The organism is Streptosporangium sp. NPDC000563 (assembly GCF_040299985.1).
Taxonomy (GTDB): domain Bacteria; phylum Actinomycetota; class Actinomycetes; order Streptosporangiales; family Streptosporangiaceae; genus Streptosporangium.
The window spans coordinates 254310-276811 of sequence record NZ_JBEPDA010000003.1 but is presented as its reverse complement, the minus strand read 5'-3'; the positions used below and the strand labels follow the sequence as shown (position 1 = coordinate 276811).

Genomic DNA, 22502 nt, shown 5'->3' with positions numbered 1-22502 from the left:
GTTCTTGTCATCCTCGTCTCGAATTCTCACTCAGCGCGGCGGCGCCGGCGTTCCTGCCGTGTCTGGGGCCGTCGTCCACGAGGCCGGAGAAGCAGGGCTCTCCGGGCGCCCGCTGCGGGGTACGGCGGTCGGGGGAGGGCGGCGTGTGGACGGGGCCCGGCGGGGAGTGCCGGACGCGCAGGTGGAGCCGTCCTTTGATCATCGTGATCAGGACGCCCCTAGCCCACCCCTCGTCCGCGGTCTTGCGCGCGTAGAACTCCCTGGTCGCCCTGTTGTCGAGCATGTCGAGCAGGACGATGTGATGGCCCCAGGGGATCGGCCGGGTCGTCCTCGGGATGGAGTCCGGCCAGGCGGCCGCGAAGGCCCTCATGTAGAGGAGGTTGGTCCGCGAGTACCCCATCGCCTCGGGGAACGCGCCGCGCAGGTCGGTCGAGAGCCGGGGCACCGCTCTTCTGCCCCAGTCGTCGTCCGGCTGCCGATCGAGGATGTGGCGGCCGATCCGCCAGTACTGCCGGATCAGCTCGGTGTCGGTGGTGAGCAGCGCCACCCGTCCCCTGCTGCCGATGATCTCGCGTTTGACGGCGTCGAGCAGCGCCGCGTACTCGCCCTGGTCGGCTCCTTCGCCGTTCCTGTCATCGCTCATGCACGCAAAGTATCCACTGAGCCCGGCGTCCGCATCCGTCCGCGAGGACCGCCCGGAGTGAGGAATCCCCGCCGGGGGATGAGGATTTCGCACTGTCGGGCCGGCCATGTCACGGCATACGCGCATAGGCCGGGAGGGTAAGGAACTCCGCGAAGTCGTCGTCGAGGGCGACCTCCTTGAACAGGGCGGTGGCCTGACCGTAGCGGGCCTCGTCGTAGCCGGGCTCCGCCTTGATCTTGGCGAGTTCCTCGTCGATGATCTTTTCGACCAGCTCTCTGGTCACCACGGCACCGGTGTCGGCGAGCTCGATGCCGTTGTGGATCCACTGCCAGATCTGGGAACGGGAGATCTCGGCGGTCGCCGCGTCCTCCATCAGGTTGTGGATCGCCACCGCGCCCAGCCCGCCCATCCAGGCGGCCAGGTAGCGCAGCGCCACGTCCACGTTGTTGCGCAGCCCCGCCTCGGTGATGTCGCCGGGGGTCTTGGAGACCGCCAGCAGGTCGGCGGCGGAGACGGAGACGTCCTCGCGCAGGCGGTGGAGCTGGTTCGGCCGGTCCTCCAGGACGGCGTCGAAGACGTCGCGGCAGATCGGCACGAGGTCGGGGTGCGCCACCCACGAGCCGTCGAAACCGTCGCCGGACTCGCGGGTCTTGTCGGCGGTGACCTTCTCCAGGGCGACCTTGTTGACCTCGGGGTCGCGGCGGGAGGGGATGAACGCGGCCATCCCGCCGATGGCGTGGGCCCCGCGCCGGTGGCAGGTGCGGACCAGCAGCTCGGTGTAGGCCCGCATGAACGGAGCGGTCATCGTCACGGCGTTGCGCTCGGGCAGCAGGAACTCGCGGCCCCGGGTGCGGAACTTCTTGATCACGCTGAAGAGGTAGTCCCAGCGGCCGGCGTTGAGCCCCGCGGAGTGGTCGCGGAGCTCGTAGAGGATCTCGTCCATCTCGAACGCGGCAGGGTAGGTCTCGATGAGCACCGTCGCCCGGATCGTGCCGTGGGGGATGCCGAGCAGCTCCTGGGCCCTGACGAAGACGTCGTTCCAGAGGCGGGCCTCCAGGTGTGACTCGATCTTCGGCAGGTAGAAGTACGGGCCCCTGCCCTTGGCCATCTGCCGCTGCGCCGAGTGGAAGAGGTAGAGGCCGAAGTCGACGAGGGAGGCGGAGAACGGCCTGCCGTCACAGGTGAGGTGCTTCTCGTTCAGGTGCCATCCGCGGGGCCGGACCACGATGGTGGCGAGCTCGGTGTCCGGTTTGAGGGCGTAGCTCTTCTCCCCGGCGGAGAAGTCCAGGGTCCGATCGAGCGCGTCGCGCAGGTTGAGCTGGCCGTTGACGGTGTTCTCCCAGGTGGGAGCGTTGGCGTCCTCGAAGTCCGCGAGCCACACCTTGGCGCCGGAGTTCAGCGCGTTGATCGTCATCTTCCGGTCGACGGGGCCGGTGATCTCCACGCGGCGGTCCACCAGGCCGGGGGCGGGCGGGGCGACGTGCCACTCGGACTCACGCACGTGCCGGGTCTCGGGCAGGAAGTCGAGGGTGCCTCCCGCCGACAGCTCCGCCTGGCGGGTCTGGCGGGCCTCCAGCAGCTCCAGACGCCGGCCGTCGAACTCGCGCTGGAGGGTGGCCAGGAAGGCCAGTGCCTCCGGCGTGAGGATCTCCTCGAAGCGGTCCTGGAGGGGGCCGCCGATCTCAACGCCGTCCATGGGTCCTCTTTTCCTCGCGGATTTCCATATGGTGGAAAAGTAATTCTGAATTGTGGAATCGACGCTACTTCAGGGCCGGTCACCGGTCAAAGGCAGGGTCCCCCTCAGGGGTCGATCCGGGCGTTCCCCGATGATCTGGGAGGCGGGCTCGGCCAGAGTTGGGTCAGCGCCCTCGGCAGGTCGGCAGAGGGAGAGGACGAACCCGTCGCACGTCGGTTGGGAAGCGAAGGTTTCCCGGAAGGTCGAGGACTGAGCACATGAAGAGGAACATGGTCGTCGCAGGGGCGATCCTGGGGTCGGTGTTCGTGCTCTCGGGGTGCGGCGCACTCGACTTCCGCGACCGGCAGCAGGAGGTCGTCTCCTACGACGTCACCGGCGAGCTGAAGGCCCTGGACGTCGCCACCGGCTCCGGGGACATCGTGGTCGCCGAGTCGGACCGGGAGGCCGTCCGGGTGACCGAGACCATCCACTGGCGTGGTGACAAGCCCACCCTCCGGCACCCGGTGGACGGCGGCACGCTCACCCTGCGCTACGAATGCCGCGGGAACTGCTCGGTCGACTACAAGGTCGAGATCCCGCGGGGCCTCACGGCCAAACTCGACACCGGCTCGGGCACCATCACGATGCGCGGGCTCACCGGGGAGGTTGAGGCCACGAGCGGCTCCGGCGAGATCGAGGCCGGCGCCCTGACCTCCAAGCGGTTCGTCGCCGACACCGGCTCCGGCGACGTCGAGGCGAGGTTCTCCGCCGCGCCCGAGGAGGTGCGGATCGAGACCGGCTCCGGCGACGTCGTCGCCTACCTTCCCAAGGGCGGCTACGACGTCACCACCGACACCGGTTCGGGGCAGGAGACCGTGGAGGTGGTCAGGGACCCCTCCTCGCCCCGCAAGGTCACGCTGCGGACCGGCTCGGGCGACGCCTCGGTCCGGCTTCCCTGAGGCCGCGTGTCCGACCCGTTCCCGGCGCCCCGACCAGGGGCGTTCGCGGCACGCCGGGGCGAGGCGGTGATAACCAGGTGATGGCGAGAGGTTCCCGTGGCACCATCAAGGGGAAGAGACCCGGGGTGTCGGGGCGTTCTCTCCTGTGAGAAGAACGCATACGCACCAACCATCTGAATGGAGCGACGACATAGACACTCGTGAGCCGCTGGACATCGACCGATTCGACGACCTGCTCGACAACGGCGAGATGGACCTGGCCGAGCGCCAGGCACTCCGCCGGGTGGCGGGCCTCTCCACTGAGCTGGAAGACGTCACCGAGGTCGAATACCGCCAGCTGCGGCTTGAGCGGGTCGTCCTCGTCGGCGTCTGGACCTCCGGTACGTCGACCGACGCGGAAAACTCCCTCCTTGAGCTGAAGCTCCTCGCCGAGACCGCGGGCTCGGAGGTCCTGGAAGGTCTGATCCAGCGCAGGCAGAAGCCCGACACCGCGACCTACATCGGCTCCGGCAAGGCGCAGGAGCTCGCCGACATCGTCTCCGCCACCGGTGCCGACACCGTGGTCTGCGACGGAGAGCTGAGCCCCGGCCAGCTCCGCCAGCTTGAGGAGATCGTCAAGGTCAAGGTCATCGACCGGACCATGTTGATCCTCGACATCTTCGCCCAGCACGCCAAGAGCCGCGAGGGCAAGGCGCAGGTCGAGCTCGCGCAGCTCAACTACCTGCTGCCGCGCCTGCGAGGCTGGGGTGGAAACCTGTCACGCCAGGTCGGCGGTCGCGCCGCGGGCGGCGTCGGCATGGGAGGCCGCGGACCCGGTGAGACCAAGATCGAGCTGGACCGCCGCCGGATCCGTGAGCGGATGGCCAAGCTGCGCCGCCAGATCGGCGAGATGACCACCGCCCGCGTGACCAAGCGCTCGCGGCGCCTGCAGCGCGAGGTTCCCGCCGTGGCCATCGCCGGATACACCAACGCGGGCAAGTCCTCGCTGCTGAACCGGCTGACCGGCGCGGGGGTGCTGGTCGAGGACGCCCTGTTCGCCACGCTCGATCCGACGGTCCGCAAGGCGCACACGCCCGACGGCCGCCTGTTCACGCTCGCCGACACCGTCGGATTCGTCCGGCACCTGCCGCACCAGCTCGTCGAGGCGTTCCGCTCCACGCTGGAGGAGGTCGGCGACGCCGACCTGATCCTGCACGTGGTCGACGGCTCGCACCCCGACCCCGAGTCGCAGCTCGCCGCGGTACGCGAGGTGATCGGCGACATCGAGGGCGCCCGCGACATCCCCGAGATCGTGGTCGTGAACAAGGCCGACGCCGCCGACCCGGTGGTGCTGGCCCGGCTGACCGCGAAGGAGAAGCACACCGTCGTGGTCTCGGCCCGCACCGGCGCCGGACTCGACGAGCTGAGGGCCGCGATCGAGCGGGAGCTGCCCCGCTTCGACCAGGAGGTCAGGCTTCTCGTGCCGTACGAGCGCGGCGACCTGATCTCCAGGGCGCACAAGGAGGGCGAGGTCCTCGGCGTCGAGCACACCGGAGACGGCACGGTGCTGCACGCCAGGGTCCTGCCCGGCCTCTTCGCCGAGCTGGAGAAGACCGCCAAACCGGTCGAGACCGCAGTCTGACGCCAGTGCGCCGTACCGTCCTCTCCGAGGCGGTACGGCGCATCTAGCACATCCGGGCGCGTCCGCCGTCTCCCGGACGTCGTTCAGCGCTTCTCGCGCCGGAACATCACCAGCGCCACGTCGTCCTCCCTGGCACCGAACCGCTCGATCAGCCGGTCGCAGAAGGCCTCCTGGTCTCCCTCCAGGCTCTCCGCCAGGTGCCGTACGATCTCCAGGCTCTCGTCGAGCAGCTTGTCGCGGTCCTCGATGAGCCCGTCGGTGAACAGCAGCACCGAGGCTCCCTCGGGGACGTTCACCCGGTCGACCCGGTAGGTCTCCTCGGCCACCCCCAGCAGGAGGTTGCCCAGAGCGTGGTAGCGGGCGTGGCCGTCCGCGATGACGAGAGGCGGGATGTGCCCCGCGTTCGAGATCTCCATCTCCCCGGTCACCGGATCGATCAGGAACAGGGCCACGGTGGCGGTCATGCCGGGGTGGTAGCGCCGCAGCACGTTGTTGAGCAGCGCCATCGACGCGCCGAGATCCTGGGCGCCGATGACGGAGGCACGCAGCGCGTGGCGCAACTCCGCCATGACGGTGGCGGCGAGCAGCGAGTGCCCTTGGACGTCGCCGATGGCGATGAGCACCCGGTGGTCCATCCGCAGGACCTCGTAGAAGTCGCCGCCGACCTCGACGTTGTCGACCGCGGGCTGGTACCGCCAGCTGATCGCGATTCCGGGGATCTCGGGGATCCGCGCCGGCAGCAGGCTGCGCTGCAGGGTGAGGGCGATCGCGTGCTCCTCGGCGTACGCGCGCAGCGCGTCCACGGCGAGGGCGAGGGCCTGGCCGAGCTGGCGCAGCACGTTGGACTCGTCGGGGTCGAGCGGCGGCGTCTCCACCACCCCGAGATAGACGGGGGGCCTGCCCAGCTTGGTGCGGCAGATCACCGCCGAGACGGCACCGTCGAGCGTCGCGTCGGGCATCAACTTCATCCACTCGGCGGCCGGCACCGTGAGGACCTGGGTGCCCGCGGCGGCACCCAGGGACATCGCGCTCAGCCTGGGCAGCGTGTCCGGCGCCGCGACCTTGGCCTGGGCGACGTTCTCCGAAGGAGTCGCGGCGAACCTGCGGGTCCGGCCGTCGGGGGGCAGGGCGAGCGCGCCCGCGTGCCGCCCCAGGATCCGTGAGGTTCCCTCGACGGCGGTGGCGAGGAGCTCGTCGAACGTCTCGGCGGAGTTCATGGAGAGCGTGACCTCGGTGAGGGCGGCGAGCCGTCCGGCCATCAGCTCGGCCCGCTGCCGGGCGCGGTAGTAGCGCAGCGTGGCCTCGACCGTCGCGGCGAACTCGTCCGGCTCGACCGGCTCCGCCAGGTAGGCGTCCGCCCCGCGTTCGAGCCCCTGGGCCCGGTCGGCGGGGGCGATCGCGGCACCGGAGATCTGGATGACCGGGATGGAGGACGTCGCCGGGTCCGCCTTGATCTGCTCGCAGACCTCGTAGCCGCTGATGTCGGGCAGCCGTACGTCCAGGATGACGAGGTCGGGGAGGAGCTCCCGCACCTTGGCGAGTGCCTCCATGCCGCCGGTGGCCTGCACGACCTGGTGCCCCGAGCGCCGCAGCCAGCTCGACAGGATGTACAGCTTGGTCGGGGTGTCGTCCACGACCAGTACGGTCGCCTCCTTCCTCGCGGCGTTCCTAGTCATCGACGTGTCCCAGGGCGCTCTCGATCGCCTCCAGCAGGGTGTCACGGCGGAGGCCGTGCTTGGGGACCATCATGTGCGCCCCCTCGGGGATCTGGCGCGCCGTGGCGACGGTCACGACGATCACCGGCACCTGGCGCAGCCGCTCGTCGTCGGACATCCGCAGCATCAGCGCGGTGCCGTCGAGCCGGGGCATCAGCAGGTCCACCAGGGCGACGTCCGGCGGGTTCTCCTCCATCAACTCCAGTGCCCTCAGGCCGTCGGAGGCCTCGTCGATGTGGGCGGCGAATCCGGTGAGCATCCGGCGCACGACGGCGCGGAACTCCTCGTCGTCGTCCACGACGAGCAACCGGTCGACCACGGGGGCACCGTCGTGCCGGTAGGGCAGCCTCAGGGTGGCCGTGGTGCCTGAGCCCGCGACGCTGGTCAGGTGCAGCCAGCCGCCCATCGCCTCCGCCAGCCGACGTGCGTACGGCAGGCCGAGCCCGGTCCCCTTGCTTCGCACCTGGATCGGCCCGGGAACCTGGAAGAACTCCTCGAAGACGCGCTCCAGATGCTCCTCGGGCACGCCTATCCCCGTGTCGGTCACGGTGAAGACCAGATCCTGGGTGGCCTCCTCCAGCCTCGCCTCCAGCTTGACCTCGCCCTGCTCGGTGAACTTCAGTCCGTTGGTGAGCAGGTTGCGCAGGATCCGGGTGAGCATCACCTCGTCCACCAGCATTTCCGTCGGTGCCTGCGAGACCTCCACGGTGAGCCGCACCCCGTCGTGGCCGGTGGTGGGGCGCAGCGTCATGCGCAGCCGTTCGGCCAGGGCCGTCAGGTCGACCATGGACGGCTGAGGGTCGAGCCTGCCCGCCTCGGCCTTCGCCATGTCGAGCAACTCGCTCACCAGTGAAAGGAGCGTCTCCGCGGAGGAGCCGATGAGGTTGATCTGGTGGAGCTGCTCGTCGGCCAAGGGCTCCCCGCCGGGGCCCACCAGAAGGCGGACCAGGCCGATGACCGAGTTGAGGGGGGTGCGCAGCTCGTGGCTGACGGTGGCCCAGAACCTGTTCTTCGCGTCGCTCGCCGCCCGGAGCTGCGCGGACTTCTCGTCCAGCTCCGCGTAGAGCGCCACGACGCCGCGGTTGGTCTCCTCCAGCTCCTCCGACAGCTGGTTGTAGAGCGCGAGCACTCCCTGGTTGGTCTCCTGCAGTTCGGTGTTGAGCTGCAGGACCTCCTCCAGGGTCTCGGCGAGTTCGCGGTTCTGCCTGCGCAGCTCGTCGAGGGCCGTCGTGGGCGCGACCGCGGCGAGCTTGGCGCGGATCTCCTCCGCCGAGAATCTCGGCTTGCGGCCCTGCGGGAGCCGTTTGACCATGCTTATTCTTCCCTCGGCGGAATCGAGCTCGATGCGGTCGACGAGACGCCCCGCCAGGGTCATGCCGTCGGAAGGACGGAAGTCGGCCTTCGAGAAGTCGACCGCGATGAGCAGGGCGTCCCGCTCCAGCCGGAAGGCGACGAAGGCGTCGCTCCCCGCCTCCACGAGTTCCCTGCCGATCTCGCTCAGCGCGGTGGCAACCCGTATCTGGTCCTGGGCCTCCATCCCGACGTTCTCCGCCACCTCACGGCCCAGCTTTCGCATGGCGAAGACATCCTGGTCGTCCCGGATCTGGATCTGGATCAGCTCGTCCCCGGTCATGTGCCCGGCCTGACGGCGACCACGCAGGCGTCGTCCCTGCGGGTCCCGGCCTCGCGCAGCAGCGTGCCGGCGACGACGGAGGGGAGGCGCGTGACGAGACCGGGGTAGGAGGTGATGTTCCACCGCTCGGACAGACCGTCGGAGTGGAGCAGGACGACGCTGTGCGGTGGCAGGACGTACTCGTACTGGCGCAGGGTCCTGGCCTTGTGACCGGCGATGCCGGGAACCGAGATCATCCCCTGACGGCCGTCGTTGTGGGCGATCCACGCGGAGACGTTGCCGAGGCCGGCGAAGCTCACCGTGCCCGCGGCGCCGTCGACGCGGGCCACGGCGACCGCGCCGCCCCTGGTGTGGCCGAGACCGGCGTGGATGCGTTCCAGGGCGGTGACCGGAGTGAGGTCGGCGTGCCGCAGGAACAGCCGTGCCGCCTCCTGGGAGGCATGGGCGGCCGCGGGGCCGTGGCCGAGGCCGTCACAGAGCATCACGGTCGTCACGGAGCCCTCATCGTTGATCACGAACGCGTCGCCGCAGACGGTCTCGTCGCCGATCGGGCGGGTGAGGCCGCTCACCCGGGACGGGGGCCGCGGGGCGTCCTTCGCGACGAAGTACATACCGAGCACGGTGCCCCGGCCCGGCATGGAGTGAACCTCGTATCCACTCGCCATCCTGGCGATGCCGCCCAGGCCGATGCCGAGCGTGCCGGTGGTGGAGTAGCCGTCGCGCAGGGCGCGGGAGACGTCCCGCATTCCCGGCCCCTGGTCGATCGCGAGGACCTCCACCGCCGACTCCAGCTCCAGATGAGGACGAATCAGCATGACCCCGTCGGTCGCGTGCTTGACCAGGTTCGAGGCGGCCTCGCTCACCGCTACGGCGACTCGTCCGCTGTCCTCCTCGCTGAATCCCTTCGCCTCGGCGAGTGTCACGGCGGTACGGCGAAGGGCGCCGATCGCGCTGGCGTCCTCGGCCCTCACCCAGGTGTCACGCTGGGAGTGGATCAGCGCGCCCATTTCGTCACCGTGATCAACGTCCCCTCACCGGGAGTCGATTCGAGGTCGAACTCGTCGACCAGGCGACGCGAACCACTGAGGCCGAGCCCCAGGCCACCGCCGGTGGTCCACCCGTCGGTCAGCGCCTGCTCGATGTCCGGGATGCCGGGGCCGTTGTCGCTGAAGACCATCCGCAGGCCCCGCCGCATGCCCTTGTGGACGACCTCGACCCGTACCTGCCCGCCTCCCGCGTAGACCAGGGCGTTGCGGGCCAGCTCACTGGCCGCGGTCACCACCTTGGTCTGGTCGACCAGGGAGAGGCCCACGTCCACCGCGACGGTCCTGACGTGCTGGCGGACCAGCACGACATCGCCGTTGACGTTGATGGGCAGTTCCTTCGCGGTTGTCACCGGGAGGCCTCGAAGTGCTGGGATTCTTCGATCTGGTTCAGCAGGGCGACGCCCTTCTCAAGGTTGAGCGCCGTGCGTACGCCGCCGAGGGAGAGGCCGAGCTCGACGAGGGTGATCGCCACCGCCGGTCGCATGCCGACGACGATCGTCTCGGCGTCGAGCATGCGGGAGATCGCCGCGATGGTGGCGAGCATCCGGCCGATGAAGGAGTCGACGATCTCCACGGCGGTGATGTCGATGATCACCCCTCGTGCTCCGGTCTCGACGACCTTCTCCGACAGGTCCTCCTGCAGGGCGAGCACGCTCATGTCCTGCAGGTCGATCTGGATGGAGACGATCAGGATGTCGCCGAGTTTGAGGATGGGAACGCGATCCATCAGCCCTCCACCGTCCGCACGGCGATGCGGGACGCCCCGCCCTTGACGAATTTGACGCCGCTCGCCCGCAGCGTGTGGGCCAGCGCGTCGGCGAGGGTGGCCTTGGTCACGATGTCACCGAACTCGATGCCCAGGGTGACGATGGTGTGGGCGATCTGCGGGCGGATACCGGAGATCACGCACTCGGCACCCATCAGCCGGGCCGCCACCACGGTCTTGAGCAGGTGCTGGGCGACCTCGGTGTCGACGGCGGGGACCCCCGTGATGTCGATGACCGCGTGCTCGGAGCCGGTGTCGACGAGCGTCTGGAGCAGCTTCTCCATCACGACCTGGGTCCTGGCGGAGTCGAGCGTGCCGACCAACGGCACCGCGACGATGCCCTCCCAGAGCTTGACCACCGGGGTGGACAGCTCCAGCAGTTGCTCCGCCTGGTCAATGATGATCTTCTCCCTGGCCGCCGCGTAGCTCTCCATGGTGAAGAGGCCGAGGTCGTCGATTACCCGGGAGAACCAGATGAAACCACGAATGGCCTCGGGGGAGCCGTCATCCTCGACGACCTCGTAGAGGGCCTCCTTCAGACCGAAGACCAGGGTCGCGGTCTCGGTCGGGGTGAACCCCTGGCGGGCACGGTCCCGGGAGAGTTCGGAGAGCAGGCCGCGCAGGTCACTGAGGTCTCCGGAGTCCCCGAAGGACTGACGCAGCGCCTGGGAGAGCTCGCGCAACTGATCGGCGAGCTTTCCGCTCTCCGCATGGTCCCCGATGGACGAACGGGCGATCTCAAGCCAGCGCTTGAAGACGCGTGCCTCGTGCTCCTGGAAAAGTTCTTCGATGCGACGCCGACCGGCGTCCGCGTGGACGGACAAGGCAACTCCCATGCGTACGACCTGAAGACAACTCGCACGAAAGGCTACATGGAACGTCCTGCTTACGACCTTTTTTGGGGGTTTGGTGGGCCGCTTGTGGTCAGATCTTCGAGGGGGAGCGACCAGGTTGGACGGCCTGTGCGTTGTATCACATCGCGAGGTCCCGCGAGCTGCTCGGGCGTCATCCTGGGGTGTGTCCCCATCGAGGGCGCGTGCCCACCGGGAGCGTTGGAGGCGAGGGCGTCGGAGCTCGCGAGTGACCGTGGGATCGCCGTCACGCCCGCGGTGCAGGCCCGCGGGCAGGTGGGGCGGGTCGCCGGGAGGGCGCGTTTTGAGACTTCCGAGTTCCAGCCTAGAGTGGTGGCGAACCGCGTTTCAATGGCGGAACTTGCGTCCGACGGCCTGCGGTGGCTGCACTGTGAGAGTGCGAAAGCGTACAAAAGCCTCAAAAGTTGCAGTGGTCGCCCAAGGTTTAGATTGCTACCATAAGGCAAATCTAGCGAGATGTTATGACGCAAGTTGCTCTGGTGACTACTGTTACGAGCGATGAAGAAGTAGTCTGAGCTGTGGAAAGTTGTTCGACGCCACGCGTGACCGTCGAGCCGGCGGGTGAGGTGCGGTCGCGGAGGGGCGGCGTTCTTCCCAATTAGCCTGTACAGCGGGCCGACTTGTGAAATAACGTAACTGAACTGAAATCGCCCGATCATGATCCCGGCGATACTGTCGCCGCACAACAGACACGCGGATGAGAGCAGGAGACCCCCGATGCCGTCCGGACTCACAGCGGGCTCGAAGGGTGCGGTGCTCGGCGCCGCGCGGAGCGGCCCGCCCCGTCCGGGTGTGGTCCTCCTCCAGGTGTCTTCCCCTGAACACAAGGCGGTGATGCGATGACGGTCCGCCTCCTGACCAACATCGGCCGGCTCTGGACCGGAAACGACGTGTTCAGCAACGCGGCGATTCTCGTCCACAACGACCGGATCGCCTGGGTCGGTCGCGCCGCGGATCTTCCGCAGAGCGTGCCCGGTGTCGTCGACGACATCGTCGACGTCGACCACGTCGAGAACCTGGGCGGCGCGCTGGTCACCCCCGGTCTGATCGACGCGCACACCCACCCGGTCTACGCGGGAAACCGCTACGCCGAGATGGCGATGCGCTCCAGCGGTTCCACCCCCTCCGCGATCACCGCGGCGGGCGGCGGCATCGGCTCCACCGTGACGGTCACCCGAGGCACCGACCCCTGGACGCTCTGCAACGGCGTCCGTGAGCGACTCCGTGAATGGCTGCTCAGCGGCACCACCACCATCGAGGCCAAGACCGGCTATCACCTCACCCGTGACGGTGAGCTGGCCGACGTACGGCTCCTGCGCGAGCTGGAGAAAGAGCCGATGATGCCGCGGGTCCACGTGACCTTCATGGCCGCGCACGTCGTCCCGCCCGAATACTTCGGCCGCCAGCGCGACTACGTCGAGGCGGTGGGTTCCTGGTGCGCCGACGCCGCCGCGGCGGGAGCCGACGGTGTCGACGTCTACTGCGACGAGGGCCACTTCACCGCGGAGGAGGCCCGCTGGGTCCTCGCCTCCGGGCGCAACGTCGGCCTGCTGCCGCGCGTGCACGCCGGCGCCTACAGTCGACGCGGCGCCGTTCAGCTCGCCGCCGAACTCGGTTGCGCCTCCGCCGACCTGCTCCACCACACCACCGACGAGGACATCGCGATCCTGGCCCGCTACGGTGTCCCCGCCGTGGTCTGCCCCGGGACCGCCCTCCAGCGTGGCAGCCTGCCCCCGGTCCGCCGGATGCTCGCCCAGGGGGTCACCGTGGCTCTCGGCAGTGACCACAATCCGGGCCACTGCGGCATCACCTCGATGTCCCTGGTCATCAGCCTCGCCGTCGCGGCCTTCGGCATGAGTGTCGGCGACGCCCTCCGAGCCGCCACCCTCGGTGGCGCCACGGTCCTCGGCGCTCCCGACCGCGGTGTCCTCGCTCCCGGACGCCTGGCCGACATCGTCCAGTGGGACGCCGACCACGAGGGCGCCTTCGCCTGGTCCTTCGGCCTCAAGCCTCGCCGGGTCTGGCGCGGCGGCACCCCCGTCCAGTAGAGCCCTCCCTCCTCCGGCGGGTCCGCACTCGAAACCCTCACCCGCCGGATCCCTCCTGGGCATCGACCCCGTCTCCTTCGCGTGATCTCCTCCACGTAGCCTCTGGACATGCCCGCACCGGTCGCCGTCATCACGGACTCCACCGCCTACCTCCCGCAGGAGGAGGTCTCCCGCCTGGGAGTCGTCGTGGTGCCCCTCCAGGTGGTCGTCGGCGGCAGGTCGTTCGACGACATGGCGTGGACCGACGGCGCGGGCGGCGAGGACGTGCTGAGGGAACGAGGCCGGGTGACGACCTCCAGGCCCGCCCCGCGACGTTTCACCGATGTCTACCGCGAAGCGGCGGCCCGGGGCGCGAGCGGTATCGTCTCCGTCCACCTGTCGGCGGAGTTGTCCGGTACGGTCGAGGCCGCCCGCGCGGGAGCCGAGGACTCTCCCGTTCCCGTCGACGTCGTCGACAGCAGGTCCATCGCCATGGGTCTCGGATTCCCCGTCCTCGCGGCCGCGAGCGCCGCCGCGCGGGGCGCGCCCCGGACAGAGGTGGCGGACGTCGCCCGTCGCCGGGCGGAGTCGGCCCGCAGCCTCTTCTACGTCGACACCCTGGAGCATCTCCGCAGGGGAGGTCGGATCGGCGCCGCGGAGACCCTCCTCGGCTCGGCGCTGATGATCAAACCGATCCTGCACATATCCGACGGGACGATCGTCCCGTTGGAGAAGGTCCGTACGGCGAGTCGTGCCATCTCCCGTCTCGAAGACCTCGCGGTCGAGGCCGCGGGCACGGGCCCGGTGGAGATCGCCGTCCAGCATCTCGGCGCACGGTCCCGCGCGGAAGCCCTGGCCGCACGCCTGCAGGGACGTATTTCCGCACTCACCGAGGTCGTCGTCGTCGAGGTCGGCTCGGTCATCGGCGCCCATGTCGGCCCCGGCATGCTGGGCATCACCGTCTCCTCTCGTGAGCCTCTGACGTCTTCGGAGCCCTGACGTCTCCGATTCGGAGCCGACGTCTCCGAATTCGTGACAGCGACAGCGGGGACACACGGGACGCCCGCGGATGTCTTGCGTCCGTGGCTCTCTGCGCTTGCACGTCTTTGCGCTCGCACATTTCTGCACTCGCAGGTCTCCGGGCCTTCGGTGTCCCACACGCCGATCAGATGACCGGCGTCCACCCCCTCCGTCGCGCGATCTTCCGGTTATCCACAGAACCAGATTCGGTGAAAGTTCGCTCGCCGCCGCCACCGTAACGTCCTGCGGGTGCGGACCACAGGCCAGAACATCGAGCGGTTCCAAGCCGAGTCGCGGCTGAGGATCCTGACGGGGTGCGGATCATCCGCCCCCGACCCCCTGCTCTCGCCACGCCGTCCGGGCGGCATACCGCGCCGGGGCCGGCACGCGCGGCCCGGCGTTCATGACGGGATGGAGGATGTCGTCCACGACAGCCCCGCCTCGCGCTTGCGTTCGGCACCGATCCCCCCGTCCTTCGAGGCGCTTCGCAAGGTCGTGGCCATCCAGAGCCCCGCGCTCGTGCCCGGCCGTCCCGGGCTGCGTCTCCTGCTGCTCGTCGCCCTGATCGCCCTCGTCATGGGAGGCGTGTACGCCTGGCGGTCCCAACCGGAGCCCGAGCCCCTGGCACCACCTGTGCCGGTCTCCGGGCCACCGCTGTCGGCGCCCGCCATCGCTCCACGCCGGCAGTCCGAGCCGCTCACCGGACTCACCGTTCACGTGACGGGTAAGGTCCGGCGTCCCGGAGTGCTCACGTTGCCGGACGGTTCCCGGGTCGCCGACGCGGTCAAGGCGGCCGGGGGCATCCGTGGGGCGGCCGCCACGGGATCCCTCAACCTCGCGCGCAGGCTCGTCGACGGCGAACAGATCGTCGTCGGACCCTCCGGCGCGGCCGTCGTCGCGGCGGCGCCCAACCCGGTGAATCCCGTGGATCCCGCCACCGCCGTCGTCGACCTCAACACGGCCACCCCCGAGCAGCTTGAGCGGTTACCGGGCGTTGGTGAGGTGCTCGCCCGGCGCATCGCCGAATATCGCGACGCCCACGGTGGTTTCCGCACCGTCGAGGAGCTTCGCGACGTGAGCGGGATAGGCGACCGTAAGTACGCCGAGATGCGCGACAAGGTCCGTGTCTGACGCGCCGACGGCGAGGGAGGTCGTGACACGGCTCGTCACGGTCATCACGGCAGCCGGCTCCGGTGGCCCTCCTCGCCGCGATGTCGCCGCTCTTCGGAGTCTCGGGGGGCCGCGCGGACCGGAGGAGTCCATCGGCTCCGGCGGTCCCCGATGGTCCGCCGACCCCGGTCATTCCCGAGGTGCGGCAGGCTCGGGCGGGCAGGGAGGCCCGGAGGGTTCCGGCAAGGGAAGGCGCGCACATGCCGCTCAGCTGGTGCTGCCGGCGGCGGCCTCATGGATCACCGCCCTCGTCCTGCTGGGCTGCTCGGCTGTGACCGGTGCCGTGACGGCCGGTCTCATGGCCGCAGGTGCCCTGGCGATGGCCGTCCTGCCCCGGCCACCGGGAGTGGCGGGCCGGCGAAACGCGATGATCGCGGTCCTTGGGTGCGCGGCCGCGGTGGCGGGATCGGTGGCCTTCCGGGTGCACGCGGTCGGTACTGGACCGGTCGCCGAGCTCGCGGGAGGAAACGCCCTGGCGGTGGCCGAGGTGGTGGTGACCGACGACCCGCGGGAGACGGGCAGGAGGGGAGGGCCTTCCCTCCGGGAGAGCTTCGTGGTGCCCGCCCGGGTCGAGTCGGTCGGTACGGGAGCGGGCAGGGTGGTGCTGCGGGCTCCGGTGGTGCTGTTCGTCTCGGGCGCCGAGTGGCGCTTCCTGCTGCCCAGCCAGCGAGTGGAGGTCACCGGTCGCTTCGGCAGGGCTGGCCCCGGAGAGTTGCTCGCGGCGGTGGTGCTGGTCAGAGGGGCACCGCGAGTGTTGAGCGGGCCGTCCTGGGAGCAGCGCGCGGCCGGGGCGCTCAGGTCGGGATTGCGGGAGGCGGCCGACGTGTTGCCTCCGGCGCGGCGCGGACTGCTGCCCGGCCTGGTGGTCGGTGACGTGTCCCGGATGGACGAGCAGGTCAAGGCCGACTTCAAGGCGGCAGGCCTCAGCCATCTGCTCGCGGTCTCCGGCGCGAACCTCGCCGTCGTGGCGGGGGCGGTGGTCGCGCTGGCCAGAATGGCCGGGTTGCCCCTCGCGGCGCGGGCGGTGCTGGCGATGTCGGCCATGGTCGCCTTCGCGGTCGTCGCCCGGCCCTCGCCGAGCGTGCTCAGAGCACTCCTGATGGGTGGAGTCGCCGCCCTCGCCCTCGGCACGGGCCGCTCGCGTGACGGTGTCGCCGCCCTGTCGGTGACGGCCCTGGGGTTGATCTTCTTCGTTCCCGGTCTCGCGCGTTCCTACGGTTTCGCCCTGTCGGTCGCGGCCACCGCGGGCATCCTGGTCCTCGCTCCCGGCTGGCGCGACCGGCTCTCGGCCCGCATGCCCCGATGGCTCGCGGAGGCGACCGCGGTGGCTGCCGCGGCTCAGGCCGCTGTGACCCCCGTCCTGGTTCTGATGTCGGGGCAGCTCGCGCCGGTGGCGATTCCCGCCAACCTGCTCGCGGGACCGGCCGTCGCCCCCGCCACCCTGCTCGGCTTCGCGGTGGCCTTGATCGCCCCGCTGCACATGGGGCTCGCCCGGTTGCTGGTCCGGCCGGCGGGGCTGGCCACCGGATGGATCATCGAGGTGGCCGCGCACGCCGCCGGGCTCCCGCTGGGCGTGATCCCGTGGCCGGGCGGCGTCACCGGCCTGCTCCTGCTGGCCGCCGCCGTCCCGCTCGCGGTGCTGGTGCTGCGACACCGGCGGTCACGCCTGATCGCCCTCGCGGCCATGGCCGGGCTGGTTCTCGCAGTGACGGTGGCCGCGCCGATCGTGGCACGCTGGCCGCCTCGCGGATGGTTGCTCCTGGCCTGTGACGTCGGTCAGGGAGACGCGTTGCTCGTCGCGGCGGGACCGGGGCGGGCCGTGGTGGTGGACGCGGGCCCCGACCCGGTGCGGATGGACCGCTGCCTGCGCTCCATGGGGATCAAAGAGGTGCCGCTGGTCATTCTCACCCATCCGCATCTCGACCATGTGGGAGGGCTCGACGGGGTCTTTCGCGGACGCGTCGTGGGGGCGGTGGTGGTGACCCCGCACGATGCCGGAGGGCACGAGGGGAGGAGGCTGAGCGACGCCCTCGCCCGTCGCCATGTGGTCGAGTGGGCGGCGAGGCCCGGTGTGAGCTGGCGCTTCGGGCCCTCTGAACTCACCGTCATCGGCCCGGTGGCCGAGGCGTCCCCGCCCGGCGCGGGGGAGGGGGCGGCCGTCAACAACGCCAGCGTCGTGGTGCACGTCCGCTGGGCGGCGGGGGCGGCCCTGCTCAGTGGCGACATCGAGACCGAGGCCCAGGCGGAGCTGCTCCGGCGCGGCCTGCCGTCCGCCGAGATCCTCAAGGTTCCGCACCACGGATCGGGCAGGCACGATCCGGGCTTCCTCGCCGCCTCCGGTGTCCGCGCCGCTCTGATCAGCGTGGGGACGGACAACGGCTACGGCCACCCCGCCCCGTCGACCCTGGCCGCGCTGCGCCGGCTCGGCGCCCGCGTCTATCGAACGGATCTGTCGGGAGACCTCGCCGTGGTGGTCCGCGAGGGGGCTCTGGCCGTCATCGCGAGGGGGGCGGAGACTCGTTCGCGGGCGGCTCGGGGAGTCCGGGTCGAGGTGGGCAGGCTTCCGGGTCCGGTCGCGCCGGTGCGGATCAGTTCCCGCTTCCGGCCTGGCGGCGGAACTCGGTGTCCACATCGGCGGCGTAGACCGACCGGCTGCAGCGCGCGCAACGGTACATGATCGGGCCCTCGTCGAGGGATGTTCCGCAGCGAGGGCAGGCGTGCCGGCGAATGGTGGAGTTTGTCATGGTTCTCACCTCCTCTGATGTTTCCCAGGGTGCCCGGTGGCACCTGCATTTCGATTGCGAACGGCTTGCCGACGGCCCAGCCGGTCACCGGGACGTGGCATGCTGCTCGACATGGCGGCAATCGATCCGGCACCCGTGATCCTGATCCTCGGCGACGAGGAACTCCTGGCCGACCGCGCGGTGAGCGAGGTGACCTCGGCGGCGAAGGCGGCCGATCCGACCGCCGAGGTGCACGACCTTCCCGGCTCGAAGATGGAGCTCGGGGAGCTCACCCGCATGACGTCGCCCTCGCTGTTCGGCGAGAGGTCCGTGGTGGTCGTCCGCTCGGCCCAGGACCTCGGCAAGGACGTCATCGCCGAGGTCGTCTCCTACGCGGCACACCCGGCGGACGAGACCGTGCTCGTCCTCGTCCATCCGGGAGGAGTGAAGGGCAAGGCCCTGGTCGACGGGGTCAAGAAGGCCGGTGCCCAGGTGGTCTCCGTCACCAAGGTGACCAAACCGGCCGAGCGTCTCGCGTTCGTCAAGGCGGAGCTGAAACGGGCCGGGCGCACCATCGGGGCCGACGCCGCCTCCGCCCTCCTCGACGCCGTGGGCAACGACCTGCGCGAGCTGGCCGCCGCGTGCAGCCAGCTCGCCTTCGACACCCCCGGCAAGACGATCGACGAGGCCGCCGTCGCGCGCTACCACCGGGGCAGGGCCGAGGTGAGCGGTTTCACCGTGGCGGACTCGGCGGTCGAGGGGCGGCTGGGCGACGCCCTGGAGCAGCTGCGCTGGGCGCTCTCGACCGGTACGGCCCCCGTCCTGCTGGTGAGCGCGCTCGCCGGGGGCCTGCGCTCGCTGGCCAAGGTGGGAGGCGCTCCCCGCAACCTCCGGGGTGGTCAGCTCGCCAGCCATCTCGGCATGCCGCCCTGGAAGATCGACCGGGTCCAGCGGCAGCTGAACGGCTGGGGGCCCGAAGGGCTCGCCCGTGCCATCCAGGCGGCCGCCACAGCCGATGCGCAGGTGAAGGGCGGCGGGGCCGACCCCGCGTACGCGCTGGAGCACATGGTCCAGACCGTGGTCGCCAGTCGCACGGGGCGTTAGGCGGATACGGGGGAGAGGAGCCCCTCACGGGACCGCCGGGAACCGAAGCCGCCGGGGCGGGACGGCGGGAAACGCAGAAACGCCGCATCCCAAAGGGATGCGGCGTTCGCGGAACCTGGGACTACTTGGCGACCGACAGGGCGGCGGTGCGCTGGGCGATCGCCGACTTGCGGTTGGCGGCCTGGTTCTTGTGGATCACGCCCTTGCTGGCAGCCTTGTCCAGCTGGCGGGAGGCGGCGCGCTGCAGCGCGACAGCCTCTTCGACGTTACCCTGGTCGGCGGCCTCGCGGAACTTGCGGATGGCCGTCTTCAGGGAAGACTTGACAGCCTTGTTGCGCAGCCGGGCCTTCTCGTTCTGCCGGTTGCGCTTGATCTGGGACTTGATGTTCGCCACGAAGAAGCCTCGGTGAATGTCGTTGGATGGGGCGCGCGGGCAGAGAGGGCGCGCCACACGCAGTTGACTAGGCTACCAACTGCCGTGGTCGACACTCAAATCGACAGGCCGGGCAGAGGGATGCCTGATCAGTCTAGCGTGTGGTCCCGATGGCTCGGGCCGGAATCCTCATGGCTTGAACCAGAACTTCTCGTACTCCGCCCAGTCCTCCTTGGTCGCGGCGAAGTCGACGTAGAGCGCCAGGCCGAACCGCTCGCGCGGCTTGCCGTACGAGGTCAGTGCCAGCCGGGCGCCCGTCGCCGCCTTCTCGACGCTCTCGGCCTCGTCGGCCCAGGAGACGCCGTGGTCGTGATAGGCCGGGGCGCCGATCAGCACCGTCTTCTCCTCGGGGACGATCTCCAGCGCGAGCGAGGTCTGCCGTACGACGTAGCCGCCGTAGACGGTGGGGAAGGGGAGGTAGGAGTCGTAGGTCATGATCGCCACCTGGTCGGTGAGCTTCGCGACCTCGCGGAAGTAGGCGGGCGACCAGTACTTGTCGTGGCCGAGGGCCGCGCGGACGGCCGGCCGGACGAGCGGGAACGGCTCGATCTGCGGGGTCGAGGTGGAGAGCAGGCCGTCGCCCACGATCGCCCGGGTCTGGGTGAGCAGGTCGAGGAAGTCGGTGTCGCCGTCGCCGATCGGCTCGAAGTTGTAGTGGACGCCGTCGAAGCCGAGCTCCGTGATCGCGCGGGCCCCCTCCAGTACACGCTGCCTGGAGGCGGCGTCGTCGAGATCCAGGACGCCGTCGACCTTCTGGCCGAGCCAGGCGGACACCCTGACCTTGGGGAGTTCCTCGCGCCACCACTTCAGGAAGTCGGCCGCCTTCGGATACGCGCCGGCGGGCAGTGTCCCGTCCGAGTCGAACGGGCCGGAATGGACGTACACGTCCTTGATCCCGGTCTTTCGCAGCCGGGCGGCGAGGGTCCGCACGTCGTCGGCCGTCTTGCGGCCGTCGACCCACGCGTGGCCCAGCCACAGGGCGTCGTGGCCGGTCGTCTTCGCCCATGGGGCGGGTGTCCCGGTAAACTGCAGGGTGAGGATGGCCACGGCCACCCCTGGAAGCGCGAGGAGCAGGGCCGCCACCGTAGCGAGGAACCGCAGGCCGCGCCGTGCTCTGGTCCGGGCAATCACCCGGACATGTCACCATGGAAGACGGCTGGCATGCCAGCCGTATGATCGTCATCAATCTGTTGAAACGGATCCCGGTGCGCATTCAGCCTGGCCAGACCGACCCCGCTGTGCTCCGCAACTTCTGCATCATCGCGCATATCGACCATGGCAAGTCGACGCTCGCCGATCGCATGCTGCAGATCACCGGAGTGGTCGACGACCGTTCCATGCGTGCCCAGTATCTCGACCGCATGGACATCGAGCGCGAGCGCGGCATCACGATCAAGTCGCAGGCGGTCAGGCTTCCCTGGAAGGTCGGCGACACCGACTACGTCCTCAACATGATCGACACCCCCGGGCACGTCGACTTCACCTACGAGGTCTCCCGGTCGCTCCAGGCGTGCGAGGGCGCGATCCTGCTGGTCGACGCCGCGCAGGGCATCGAGGCGCAGACGCTGGCCAATCTCTACCTGGCGATGAACAACGACATGACGATCATCCCGGTGCTCAACAAGATTGACCTGCCCGCCGCCCAGCCGGAGAAGTACGCCGCGGAGATCGCCCACCTCATCGGCTGCGAGCCGGAGGACGTGCTGAGGGTCTCCGGCAAGACCGGCGTCGGCGTCCGCGAGCTGCTGGACCACGTGGTCTCGAACGTTCCGGCCCCGGTCGGCGACGCCGACGCGCCCGCCCGTGCGCTGATCTTCGACTCGGTGTACGACACCTACCGCGGCGTGATCACGTACGTCCGGGTGATGGACGGCCACCTGGGCAAGCGTGAGCGCATCCTGATGATGTCCACCACCGCGGCGCACGAGACGCTGGAGATCGGTGTCATCTCGCCCGAGCCGAAGATCGCCGACAAGGGGCTGGGCGTCGGCGAGGTGGGTTACCTGATCACCGGGGTGAAGGACGTCCGCCAGTCGCGGGTCGGCGACACGGTGACCTCCGTGACGCGTCCGGCCCTCCAGGCGCTCAGTGGTTACGAGCACCCCAAGCCCATGGTCTTCTCGGGTCTCTATCCGATCGACGGGGACGACTACCCCGACCTGCGCGAGGCCCTGGACAAGCTCCAGCTCAACGACGCCGCCCTGGACTACGAGCCGGAGACCTCCGCGGCGCTCGGCTTCGGATTCCGCTGCGGCTTCCTCGGCCTGCTCCACATGGAGATCGTCCGCGAGCGGCTGGAGCGCGAGTTCAACCTCTCGCTCATCTCGACCGCGCCCAACGTGGTCTATCGGGTGATCATGGAGGACGGCAAGGAGGTCGTCGTCACCAACCCCTCGGAGTTCCCCACCGGCAAGGTGGAGAAGGTCTTCGAGCCGATGGTCAAGACGACCGTGCTCGTCCCCTCGGAGTTCATCGGCGCGATCATGGAGCTCTGCCAGAACCGCCGGGGCAACCTGCAGGGCATGGACTACTTGTCCGAGGACCGCGTCGAGATCCGCTACACCATGCCGCTCGGTGAGATCATCTTCGACTTCTTCGACCAGCTCAAGTCCCGTACGCGCGGCTACGCCTCGCTGGACTACGAGCCCTCGGGCGAGCAGGAGTCGGATCTGGTCAAGGTCGACATCCTGCTCCAGGGCGAGGCCGTGGACGCCTTCAGCGCCATCGTCCACCGGGAGAAGTCGTACGCCTACGGGGTCGAGATGGCCAAGAAGCTGCGCGAGCTCATCCCCAGGCAGCAGTTCGAGGTGCCGATCCAGGCGGCGATCGGCGCCCGGGTCATCGCCCGTGAGAACATCCGCGCCATCCGCAAGGACGTCCTCGCCAAGTGCTACGGCGGCGACATCTCCAGGAAGCGCAAGCTGCTGGAGAAGCAGAAGGAGGGCAAGAAGCGGATGAAGATGGTCGGCCGGGTCGAGGTGCCCCAGGAGGCGTTCGTCGCCGCGCTGTCCACCGAGTCCTCCACGGACAAGGCCAAGAAATAGCTGAAACGTGCGGGCGAGGCCGCTGGTGATCCAGATCCTGCGGCCTCGCCC

At 69.7% G+C, this 22502-nt stretch carries 18 protein-coding genes; 8 read left to right on the top strand and 10 right to left on the bottom strand.

Translation table 11 applies throughout. The annotated features are described in order from the left end of the window. Positions 1-7: 7 nt before the first annotated feature. Positions 8-643, bottom strand: coding sequence for a DUF1016 N-terminal domain-containing protein (locus tag ABT352_RS11975; protein WP_350944600.1), 636 nt, complete (start codon positions 641-643; stop codon positions 8-10). Positions 644-752: 109 nt separating this feature from the next. Next, the gene (gene aceB, locus ABT352_RS11970) at positions 753-2339 is read right to left on the bottom strand and encodes a malate synthase A (protein ID WP_350944598.1); all 1587 of its coding nucleotides are present in this window, start codon (positions 2337-2339) and stop codon (positions 753-755) included. A gap of 257 nt (positions 2340-2596) precedes the next feature. Between aceB and ABT352_RS11965 the strand changes: the two genes are divergently transcribed. After that, on the top strand, positions 2597-3277 hold the full coding sequence (locus ABT352_RS11965; protein ID WP_350944597.1) for a DUF4097 family beta strand repeat-containing protein: 681 nt from the start codon (positions 2597-2599) through the stop codon (positions 3275-3277). Positions 3278-3527: 250 nt separating this feature from the next. Beyond that, positions 3528-4898: a GTPase HflX gene (gene hflX / locus ABT352_RS11960; RefSeq protein ID WP_350944847.1), complete on the top strand. Its 1371-nt coding sequence runs from the start codon at positions 3528-3530 to the stop codon at positions 4896-4898. A gap of 83 nt (positions 4899-4981) precedes the next feature. Here the strand turns inward: hflX and ABT352_RS11955 are convergent, their stop codons facing one another. Genes ABT352_RS11955 through ABT352_RS11930 form a run of 6 tightly spaced genes read right to left on the bottom strand, consistent with a single transcriptional unit; the run spans position 4982 to position 10894 of the window. After that, on the bottom strand, positions 4982-6574 hold the full coding sequence (locus tag ABT352_RS11955) for a SpoIIE family protein phosphatase (RefSeq protein ID WP_350944595.1): 1593 nt from the start codon (positions 6572-6574) through the stop codon (positions 4982-4984). Beyond that, positions 6567-8246: an ATP-binding response regulator gene (locus tag ABT352_RS11950; RefSeq protein ID WP_350944594.1), complete on the bottom strand. Its 1680-nt coding sequence runs from the start codon at positions 8244-8246 to the stop codon at positions 6567-6569. Before ABT352_RS11950 ends, ABT352_RS11955 begins: the two co-directional genes overlap by 8 nt. Beyond that, entirely contained in the window at positions 8243-9253 is a 1011-nt protein-coding gene (locus tag ABT352_RS11945) for an ATP-binding protein (RefSeq protein WP_350944593.1), read from the bottom strand. The genes ABT352_RS11950 and ABT352_RS11945 overlap by 4 nt, the downstream gene beginning before the upstream one ends. After that, entirely contained in the window at positions 9241-9642 is a 402-nt protein-coding gene (locus tag ABT352_RS11940; protein WP_350944592.1) for an anti-sigma regulatory factor, read from the bottom strand. Before ABT352_RS11940 ends, ABT352_RS11945 begins: the two co-directional genes overlap by 13 nt. Continuing rightward, complete coding sequence (locus ABT352_RS11935) at positions 9639-10019, bottom strand: STAS domain-containing protein (protein WP_350944590.1); 381 nt, start codon at positions 10017-10019, stop codon at positions 9639-9641. Before ABT352_RS11935 ends, ABT352_RS11940 begins: the two co-directional genes overlap by 4 nt. Beyond that, positions 10019-10894, bottom strand: a complete 876-nt coding sequence (locus ABT352_RS11930) for an STAS domain-containing protein (protein WP_350944589.1) — start codon at positions 10892-10894, stop codon at positions 10019-10021. Before ABT352_RS11930 ends, ABT352_RS11935 begins: the two co-directional genes overlap by 1 nt. Positions 10895-11769: 875 nt before the next feature. On the opposite strand from ABT352_RS11930, the gene hutI reads away from it, so the two are divergent. The 5 genes from hutI (at position 11770) to holA (ending at position 18974) form a co-directional block, all read left to right on the top strand. After that, positions 11770-12978 (top strand): imidazolonepropionase, encoded by a 1209-nt coding sequence (gene hutI, locus ABT352_RS11925; protein WP_350944587.1) that lies wholly within the window; start codon positions 11770-11772, stop codon positions 12976-12978. A 108-nt stretch (positions 12979-13086) separates the two neighbouring features. Continuing rightward, positions 13087-13956 carry a DegV family protein gene (locus tag ABT352_RS11920; RefSeq protein ID WP_350944586.1) on the top strand — a complete coding sequence of 290 codons (870 nt, stop codon included), beginning with the start codon at positions 13087-13089 and terminating at the stop codon, positions 13954-13956. Between the two features lie 270 nt (positions 13957-14226). Continuing rightward, on the top strand, positions 14227-15108 hold the full coding sequence (locus ABT352_RS11915; protein WP_350944584.1) for a helix-hairpin-helix domain-containing protein: 882 nt from the start codon (positions 14227-14229) through the stop codon (positions 15106-15108). A 253-nt stretch (positions 15109-15361) separates the two neighbouring features. After that, entirely contained in the window at positions 15362-17824 is a 2463-nt protein-coding gene (locus ABT352_RS11910; RefSeq protein WP_350944582.1) for a ComEC/Rec2 family competence protein, read from the top strand. A gap of 178 nt (positions 17825-18002) precedes the next feature. Then, positions 18003-18974 carry a DNA polymerase III subunit delta gene (gene holA, locus ABT352_RS11905; RefSeq protein ID WP_350944580.1) on the top strand — a complete coding sequence of 324 codons (972 nt, stop codon included), beginning with the start codon at positions 18003-18005 and terminating at the stop codon, positions 18972-18974. Positions 18975-19095: 121 nt separating this feature from the next. Here holA and rpsT read toward each other — a convergent pair whose 3' ends face one another. Both rpsT and ABT352_RS11895 read right to left on the bottom strand, forming a co-directional pair. Next, the gene (rpsT, locus tag ABT352_RS11900; RefSeq protein WP_350944578.1) at positions 19096-19368 is read right to left on the bottom strand and encodes a 30S ribosomal protein S20; all 273 of its coding nucleotides are present in this window, start codon (positions 19366-19368) and stop codon (positions 19096-19098) included. Between the two features lie 168 nt (positions 19369-19536). Next, positions 19537-20538, bottom strand: a complete 1002-nt coding sequence (locus tag ABT352_RS11895) for a glycoside hydrolase family 18 protein (RefSeq protein ID WP_350944577.1) — start codon at positions 20536-20538, stop codon at positions 19537-19539. A 74-nt stretch (positions 20539-20612) separates the two neighbouring features. On the opposite strand from ABT352_RS11895, the gene lepA reads away from it, so the two are divergent. Next, on the top strand, positions 20613-22451 hold the full coding sequence (gene lepA / locus ABT352_RS11890) for a translation elongation factor 4 (RefSeq protein WP_389769820.1): 1839 nt from the start codon (positions 20613-20615) through the stop codon (positions 22449-22451). Positions 22452-22502: the final 51 nt, after the last annotated feature.

Bases quoted from the DNA above. Each gene is read 5' to 3' on its own strand.
- hutI (WP_350944587.1), top strand. From the start codon at position 11,770: ATGACGGTCCGCCTCCTGACCAACATCGGCCGGCTCTGGACCGGAAAC.
- ABT352_RS11965 (WP_350944597.1), top strand. From the start codon at position 2,597: ATGAAGAGGAACATGGTCGTCGCAGGGGCGATCCTGGGGTCGGTGTTC.
- aceB (WP_350944598.1), bottom strand. From the start codon at position 2,339: ATGGACGGCGTTGAGATCGGCGGCCCCCTCCAGGACCGCTTCGAGGAG.
- ABT352_RS11945 (WP_350944593.1), bottom strand. From the start codon at position 9,253: ATGGGCGCGCTGATCCACTCCCAGCGTGACACCTGGGTGAGGGCCGAG.
- ABT352_RS11920 (WP_350944586.1), top strand. From the start codon at position 13,087: ATGCCCGCACCGGTCGCCGTCATCACGGACTCCACCGCCTACCTCCCG.
- ABT352_RS11930 (WP_350944589.1), bottom strand. From the start codon at position 10,894: ATGGGAGTTGCCTTGTCCGTCCACGCGGACGCCGGTCGGCGTCGCATC.
- ABT352_RS11975 (WP_350944600.1), bottom strand. From the start codon at position 643: ATGAGCGATGACAGGAACGGCGAAGGAGCCGACCAGGGCGAGTACGCG.
- ABT352_RS11935 (WP_350944590.1), bottom strand. From the start codon at position 10,019: ATGGATCGCGTTCCCATCCTCAAACTCGGCGACATCCTGATCGTCTCC.
- hflX (WP_350944847.1), top strand. From the start codon at position 3,528: ATGGACCTGGCCGAGCGCCAGGCACTCCGCCGGGTGGCGGGCCTCTCC.
- ABT352_RS11950 (WP_350944594.1), bottom strand. From the start codon at position 8,246: ATGACCGGGGACGAGCTGATCCAGATCCAGATCCGGGACGACCAGGAT.
- ABT352_RS11955 (WP_350944595.1), bottom strand. From the start codon at position 6,574: ATGACTAGGAACGCCGCGAGGAAGGAGGCGACCGTACTGGTCGTGGAC.
- holA (WP_350944580.1), top strand. From the start codon at position 18,003: ATGGCGGCAATCGATCCGGCACCCGTGATCCTGATCCTCGGCGACGAG.